The following is a 6,544-nucleotide window of genomic DNA, read 5'->3' on the forward strand; positions in this document are numbered from 1 at the left end:
TTCAGTACCGCCACGACGTCCTCGACGGCTGCCTCACCGGCACCGGTCTCCGACGCCAGCCACCATGACGACATCACGCATTCAAGGTCAATAACAGCCGCGAGGTCGACCTGGACGCCTACGCCGGACCGGTCTACTTCCTGCTGCATGGCGTGGAAAGCGAGGAGCGCGCCCGGGAACTTGCCGCCGCACTCCACGCCGCTCTCTACGGAGACCTCGAACCCCTGAGCCGCGCGGTCCCTTCCGCCCCCTGACCGCGCACAACGTTCCACATGAGTGCTGGTCAGTAGGGTGGGCATTGGGAAGGGCGAGGGGAGGATGGCATGAGAGCCACACGGTCAGCGAAGCGTCTGGATACCGAAGGTGCATGACCTGGTTCCACCAGGCGGGGTTGTCGCAACCAACTACCGCTCCCGAAAGGGAGGTTGGAAAGACCTCAGTGAGGTGGGTGTCCCTGCTGTCAATTCGGCAGATCATCCATGAACCAGCAGGAGATCGCAAGTGCCGCTTCCGTTGGGGAAAGTACTTATATCGCTGTTCAGGACGTAGAAGCCGCCCACGTTCCTTGGCGTCACAATCATCGTCTGGTCCCCCATATGTGCCCTCGTCTCAGGAACATAGTCTCCCGGGAACTTGAACATGTTTCCGATTCAGGTCGGTCTTGCTGGTGAAGATAAGAGCCCGGTAGTTACGAGTGTCTGCCGTTTGTTTCACGGAGGCTTTTCCAACCTGACGGCGCAGCAGGCCGGTTGGCCTAGAGTGGCGTTGAGGAAAAAGACGCTCCTGGTAGACGGGTTGTAGACCAAGATCAACCTGTCTGCCCGGAGCTTCACGTGCTTGCCTACCCATCGGGGATCGATCTGTCCAGCTCGACCCTGCGTTTACCTGTCCGAGCTGCTGACAGCCCGGCGCCGTTCTCGCCCTGCGCCACGAGATCATGCTCCTCGAGCGGCAGGTCGGGGAGGACCGGGTGAAGTTCGCCTCGGAAGACCGAGCCTTCCTCGCCGCTCTGCTGGTGCCGCTGCCGTGCCAGGTTCTGCGTCGGCTCCGGTTGCTGGTCCAGCCCGACACCGTGCTGCGATGGCACCGCGACCTGATCAAGCAGCGCCACGCCCGCACCTGCCGACCGAAGAGGCCGGGCCGCCCGTCCACCGTTCGCTCGATCCGCATCCTGATCCTGCGCCTGGTCCGGGAGAACCCGTCATGGGGCTACCGCAGGGTGCATGGCGAACTCGCCACCCTCGGCATCAGGGTCGCCGCCTCCACCGTCTGGGAGATCCTCAAGAACGAGGGGATCGACCCCGCGCCCGACCGGGCAGCCACGACCTGGTCCGACTTCCTGCACTCCCAGGCCGACGCAATCCTGGCCTGCGACTTCATCGAGACCGTCACCCTGACCGGCCGAAGCCAGTACATCCTCGCGGTCATCGAGCACTGCACCGCCGCATCCTGATCCTCGGCACCGCGGCGCACCCCACCACGCAATGGGTGAGGCCGCACGAAACCTCGTCATGGACCTCGAAGACGCCTCAGCCACTGTCACTTACCTCATCCGGGATCGGGACTCGAAGTTCCCTGCGCTCTTCGACCAGATCCTGGCAGCCGCCGGCATCCAGACCGTGCTCACCGGCGTCCGGATGCCGCGCATGAACTCAATCATGGAGCGCTGGGTCCAGACCTGCCGCCACGAACTCCTGGACCGCACCCTCATCTGGAACGAGCGCCACCTGCGCCACGCCCTCCGCCAGTTCGAGCAGCACCACAACGTCCACCGGCCCCATCAAGCGATGAACCAGGCAGCACCACTGGGCGCTGTCCCCGAACCGATCACCGATCCCGGGCGCATCTCCCGTCTGGACATACGCCGCCGAGACCGGGTCGCCGGAGTGATCCACGAGTACCAACACGCCGCCTGAATTGGCTGGACGAAACATTCGGCAGCCGCAGGCCTGGATCAGCGGGACCAACTGAGTCACGTCGTTGCGCAGGAACGGGATCCTCCAGCATCTCCCAAACCTCGCCTGCGAAGGTCACCAGCCACCAGCCGACACACCGATCTCATTTTGCGACGATGAGTAAGAGGGATGAGTGGCTACGCGCATGCATCCGGACGGATCGCGGCCGCCTTCCGGTACGGGCGGCGTGTGCCACTCGTACGCATCGTGCCAGCCCTGCGTGACCGGCAGGCGCCTATACCTCGATCTGCGAGCCCATGATGACCGTGCGATCGCGGGGAAGGCCGAAGTACTCGGCGGCGTCGGCCGTGATGTAGGAGGTGGCGATGAACAACCGCTTGCGCCAGGGTGCCATCGTCGGTGATTTGCCGCGCCGGAGGTCGATCTTCGACAGGAAGTAGGACGCTTGGTCGAGCTGCAACGGTCCTTCGGTCTGGGCCGGGGTGAGCATCGCCAGGGTGCTGGGCACGTCCGGTGTCTCCATGTAACCGAACCGGGCGGTGACGTGGATGACCCCGTCGTCGGTGTAGCCGAGGTCGTCGACGGCGATCCGCTGGTCGGCCGGCACGCGGGGCACGGGTTCGGTCTCCAGGGAGAGGATCACGACCTGGTCGTGCCGTACGTGGTTGTGCTCGACGTTGGCCCGCATGGCCAGGGGAGCGGTCTGCTTGCCCCGGTTGAGGAAGACCGCCGTGCCCGGGATCCGAAGCGTCGACACCTTCCGTGAGCGCAGGTCGTCGATGAACTCGGGCAGCGGACCTTCGAGCCGTGCCCGCTCGGCTGTGACGAGCTCGCGGCCGCGTTGCCAGGTTGTCATGACGGTGAACGCGGTCAGGCCGATCAGCAGCGGCAGCCACGCGCCGTGGACGAGCTTGGTCATGTTGGCCGCGACGAACAGCAGGTCCACGAAGAGCAGCACGGTGGCGCCGACGGCGATCAGCCACTTGGGCGTGCCCCATTTTGTGCGGGCGACGTAGAAGAACAGCAGAGTGGTGATGGTGATGGTGCCGGTGACCGCCATGCCGAACGCGAAGGCAAGCGCCGCGGAGCTGCGGAAGGCGAAGACCAGGGTGAGGACCGAGACCATCAGCAGCCAGTTGATCCAGGGAACGTAGATCTGGCCGATGGTCGATTCGGAGGTGTGCGCGATCCGCATCCTTGGCAGATAGCCGAGCTGGGCGGCCTGTGAGGTCACCGAGTACGCGCCGGTGATCACGGCCTGGGAGGCGATCACGGTGGCCGCCGTGGCCAGCACGACCATCGGCAGTCGTCCCCAGCCTGGTGTGAGCAGGAAGAAGGGGCTGCTGACGTTGTGCGGATCGGAGAGGATCAGCGCGCCCTGCCCGAAGTAGCTCAGAATGCAGGCGGGGAAGACGAGGAGCACCCAGGCGCGGGTGATCGCCCGACGGCCGAAGTGCCCCATGTCTGCGTACAGCGCCTCGGCACCGGTGACCGCGAGCACGACCGCGGCCAGGGCGAAGAAGGCGGTGCCGAAGTGGCCGAACAGAAAGCCCAGGGCGTAGGTGGGTGACAGCGCCCTGAGGATGGCCGGGTGGTCGGCGATGCCGACGACGCCGCAGGCGCCGATGGCCGTGAACCAGGCGATCATGACCGGCCCGAACACCCTGCCCACCGCCGCGGTTCCGCGGCGCTGCACCAGGAACAGGAGCACGATGATGACCGCGGTGATGGGCACGACCGCGGTGCCCAGCGACGGCTGGACGACCTTGAGTCCCTCCACCGCGGACAGGACCGAGATCGCCGGTGTGATCATGCTGTCGCCGAAGAACAGCGACGCACCGAAGATGCCCAGCGCGGCCAGTACGGCAGCGGTTCGTCCCGCCCGCCGCGAGCTCCACTGCCGTACCAGGGTGATCAGTGCCATGATGCCGCCCTCGCCGTCGTTGTCGGCGCGCATCGCCAGCAGCACGTAGGTGACCAGCACGATGATCACCACCGACCAGAACACCAGCGACACGACCCCGTACACGTTCTGCGTGGTGACCGGAACGGGGTGCGGGTCGCTCGGGTTGAACACCGTCTGGAGGGTGTAGATCGGGCTGGTGCCGATGTCACCGAAGACCACGCCGAGGGCACCGATCACCAGCGCGAGGCGTGCCGCGTCATGCGCGCTCGCGCGACGAGCCTCAAGCGCCCCCGGGGGGAGCAACCCGTCATCCGGCCCGTTCCCCTGCCGGCGATCGGCCATGGTGATCCTCCTCCTTGCGGGCTGCTGTGCCGAAGGCCCGATATACCGGGACGGACAATACCGATCACCAGCGCGAATACCGGTAGGCGGGCTGCTCTCGGCGTCGCTCGAATCCTGACCCACTGACGGCGGGCGAGTCCACGAAACGGGGATCAGGTTCAGTGGCCGTCCTCGTCGCCCGCCGCCAGGCGCAGGCACTGGCCGGCCGGCTTGGCGGGAGGCCTGTCGGCCCGAAGACAGGTCAACTGCTCAGCGGCGCAATTGGCGTAGCGGGAGCGAGCGCCAGGTGCAACGCCGACGGTGGACGAAGAGGGTGCCTCCTGCCGGTGCACCGTCGCGCCTGTGCCGCCCGAACTGGTCGAGAGCGTGTGTCCGGTGTGCCGAAGGTCGTAGAAGCAAACACAGGGGGAGTTTCAGCGGGTTGAGGCTTGCCGACACCGTGGCGTGTCCAGCACGGGACAGCATGAACGAGCACGGGTGGGGCGCACGCTGTTCTGCGTACGGCCCACCCGTGCCGGGGTCACAGATCGCCGAGGGTCAGCGGACCGGCAGGATCTGGGCGTGGTCCTTCTGGACGGCCTGCAGGTTCTGCGGGTCCAGACCCAGGAGGGAAAGGATCGTCGGGGCGATCTGGGTGGTCTCGACCTGAGCGGACTTGGTCACGCCCGCGGGGGTGCCGGCACCGGAGATGACGAGCGGGACGTTCAGGTCGTCGGCGTGGGCGCCGCCGTGCTCGGCGATCTTCTTGGTGCCGCCTGTGTAGACCACGCCGTACTTGGCGATGCCGAACAGGTCCGGCACCCGGGCGTCACCGGGCTTGACGCCGAAGTACGCGGCCGCCTCCTTGCCTGCGTAGACCTTGCTGAGCCCGCCGTTGGTGAAGGACTTGGGCTTGCCGTTGATGTCGGTGCCCCTGCCGCTCTGCGCCAGCAGGTACTGCTTGGCAAAGGAAGTGGCTGCGGCAGAGCGGTCGTTGAGCCAGAGCAGCATCCCGTCGTCGTCGACGGAGTGCGCGACGAGGTTGCCGGCGCCCGGGTGCTTCCTTTTCCAGGCGGCGTTGAGGCCGTCGAGCAGCGGCCCGTCGTCGATGCGGTTCAGGGCGTTGGGGTCCGTGGGCGACTGGCCGTGCTTCGCGGACAGGATGATGTCTGTGCTGGAGGCCAGGCCCTTGGCCCGAACCTCCTTGACCAGGGCGCCGACCTGGGTGTTGACGTAGTCGAGGTTCTTCTGCAGCAGCGGACCGGGGACGCCCTTGGGCGTGGAGCCGCCCTTGAGGCCCTCGGAGGAGGGCAGCTTCTGCGCGGTGGAGACCGACTGGAAGTTCATGCCGAAGATCGCCGGGGTGCCGACCTTGTGGCTGCTGCTGTGGTCGTAGCCGTCGATCTCGTTGAGGACGGCCTTGACCTTGTAGCTGTCGTACTGCTCGGTCGCCTAGTTGTCGGTGGTCCAGTCGTTGCCTGCCGGGTAGCCGTTGGCGTCGCTGTTGATCTCCGGGGAGAACTGGTCCTGGATACCCGTGCCCGAGGGGCCGTTGAGGATGTCGTAGGCGATGTGCTTGTCCGACCAGGCGGTGCGCAGGCCGGCCTTGCGGGCCACGTTGAAGACGGTGTTCACCTGCAGGTACGAGTGCGGGTACACAGGCTTGCAGGTCGTGGGGTCCACCGGCAGCTTGCTCGGGTCGATCAGCGCTCTACGGTGCGAAGTTCCCCAAGGCGATCAAAAAGATCACCGCCGACCGGGACCAGCTGCTGGCGTTCTACGGCTTCCCGACCGAGCACTGGATCCACCTACGTACCACGAACCCCATTGAGTCGACCTTCTCCACCGTCCGGCTGCGGACCAAGGTCACCCGCGGCGCCGGCTCCCGCTCCGCCGCCCTGGCCATGGTCTTCAAACTCGTCGAGTCCGCCCAGAAGCGGTGGCGGGCCGTGAACGCACACCGCCTCGTCGCCTTGGTCCGTGCCGGAGCCCGCTTCGGGCGCGGCCGCCTCGTCGAACGCTCCGAGAGCCACGCGGCCTGAACGACCGCAATTGATCCACGGGTCATGACTCCTGCCCCCTCAGCCTGGCAGCAGGCCGGCGCGTCGGACCGATGAGTTGGCCGGTTGCCTGAAGTCCTTCCTTGTGACAAGCCCGCACCGTCGGATTAATCAGGAAACGCCGGATCCCGGTGTCATGGCGAAGAGATGGAGTTCAGGGTGAACAATCCGATTCGGCTGTACATGTCGATGTCGCTCGACGGCTGTATCGCCGGCCCCGACGATCGGCAAGGGCAGGAGCTCGGACGCGACGGCGGACGGCTCTTCAACTGGCTCGACGACCGGGAGTCCGACGGTCCGAGCGGCCAGGTCTACCGCGAAGCGCTGGCGACCGGCGCGGT

3 protein-coding genes and 3 pseudogenes are annotated in these 6,544 nt (G+C 66.3%); 3 read left to right on the forward strand and 3 right to left on the reverse strand.

Annotated elements, in window-relative coordinates; translation table 11 throughout:
• Positions 1 to 937: 937 nt before the first annotated feature.
• Positions 938 to 1,916 (forward strand): annotated as a pseudogene (locus AB0950_RS40170) (integrase core domain-containing protein).
• 274 nt (positions 1,917 to 2,190) lie between these two features.
• Here AB0950_RS40170 and AB0950_RS40175 read toward each other — a convergent pair.
• From AB0950_RS40175 to AB0950_RS40185, 3 genes are all read right to left on the reverse strand, one after another.
• Entirely contained in the window at positions 2,191 to 4,059 is a 1,869-nt protein-coding gene (locus AB0950_RS40175) for a potassium transporter Kup (protein WP_366780793.1), read from the reverse strand.
• Between the two features lie 642 nt (positions 4,060 to 4,701).
• Positions 4,702 to 5,490: an alkaline phosphatase family protein gene (locus tag AB0950_RS40180; protein ID WP_366780794.1), complete on the reverse strand. Its 789-nt coding sequence runs from the start codon at positions 5,488 to 5,490 to the stop codon at positions 4,702 to 4,704.
• A gap of 105 nt (positions 5,491 to 5,595) precedes the next feature.
• On the reverse strand, positions 5,596 to 5,826 hold the full coding sequence (locus AB0950_RS40185; protein ID WP_360162789.1) for a hypothetical protein: 231 nt from the start codon (positions 5,824 to 5,826) through the stop codon (positions 5,596 to 5,598).
• 29 nt (positions 5,827 to 5,855) lie between these two features.
• On the opposite strand from AB0950_RS40185, the pseudogene AB0950_RS40190 reads away from it, so the two are divergent.
• Positions 5,856 to 6,185, forward strand: a pseudogene (locus AB0950_RS40190) (transposase); the annotation flags it as partial.
• Positions 6,186 to 6,350: 165 nt separating this feature from the next.
• Positions 6,351 to 6,544, forward strand: a pseudogene (locus AB0950_RS40195) (dihydrofolate reductase); the annotation flags it as partial.

The organism is Streptomyces sp. NPDC007189, from assembly GCF_040703635.1.
Classification (GTDB): domain Bacteria; phylum Actinomycetota; class Actinomycetes; order Streptomycetales; family Streptomycetaceae; genus Streptomyces.

Bases quoted from the DNA above. Each gene is read 5' to 3' on its own strand.
- AB0950_RS40180 (WP_366780794.1), bottom strand. From the start codon at position 5,490: ATGAACTTCCAGTCGGTCTCCACCGCGCAGAAGCTGCCCTCCTCCGAG.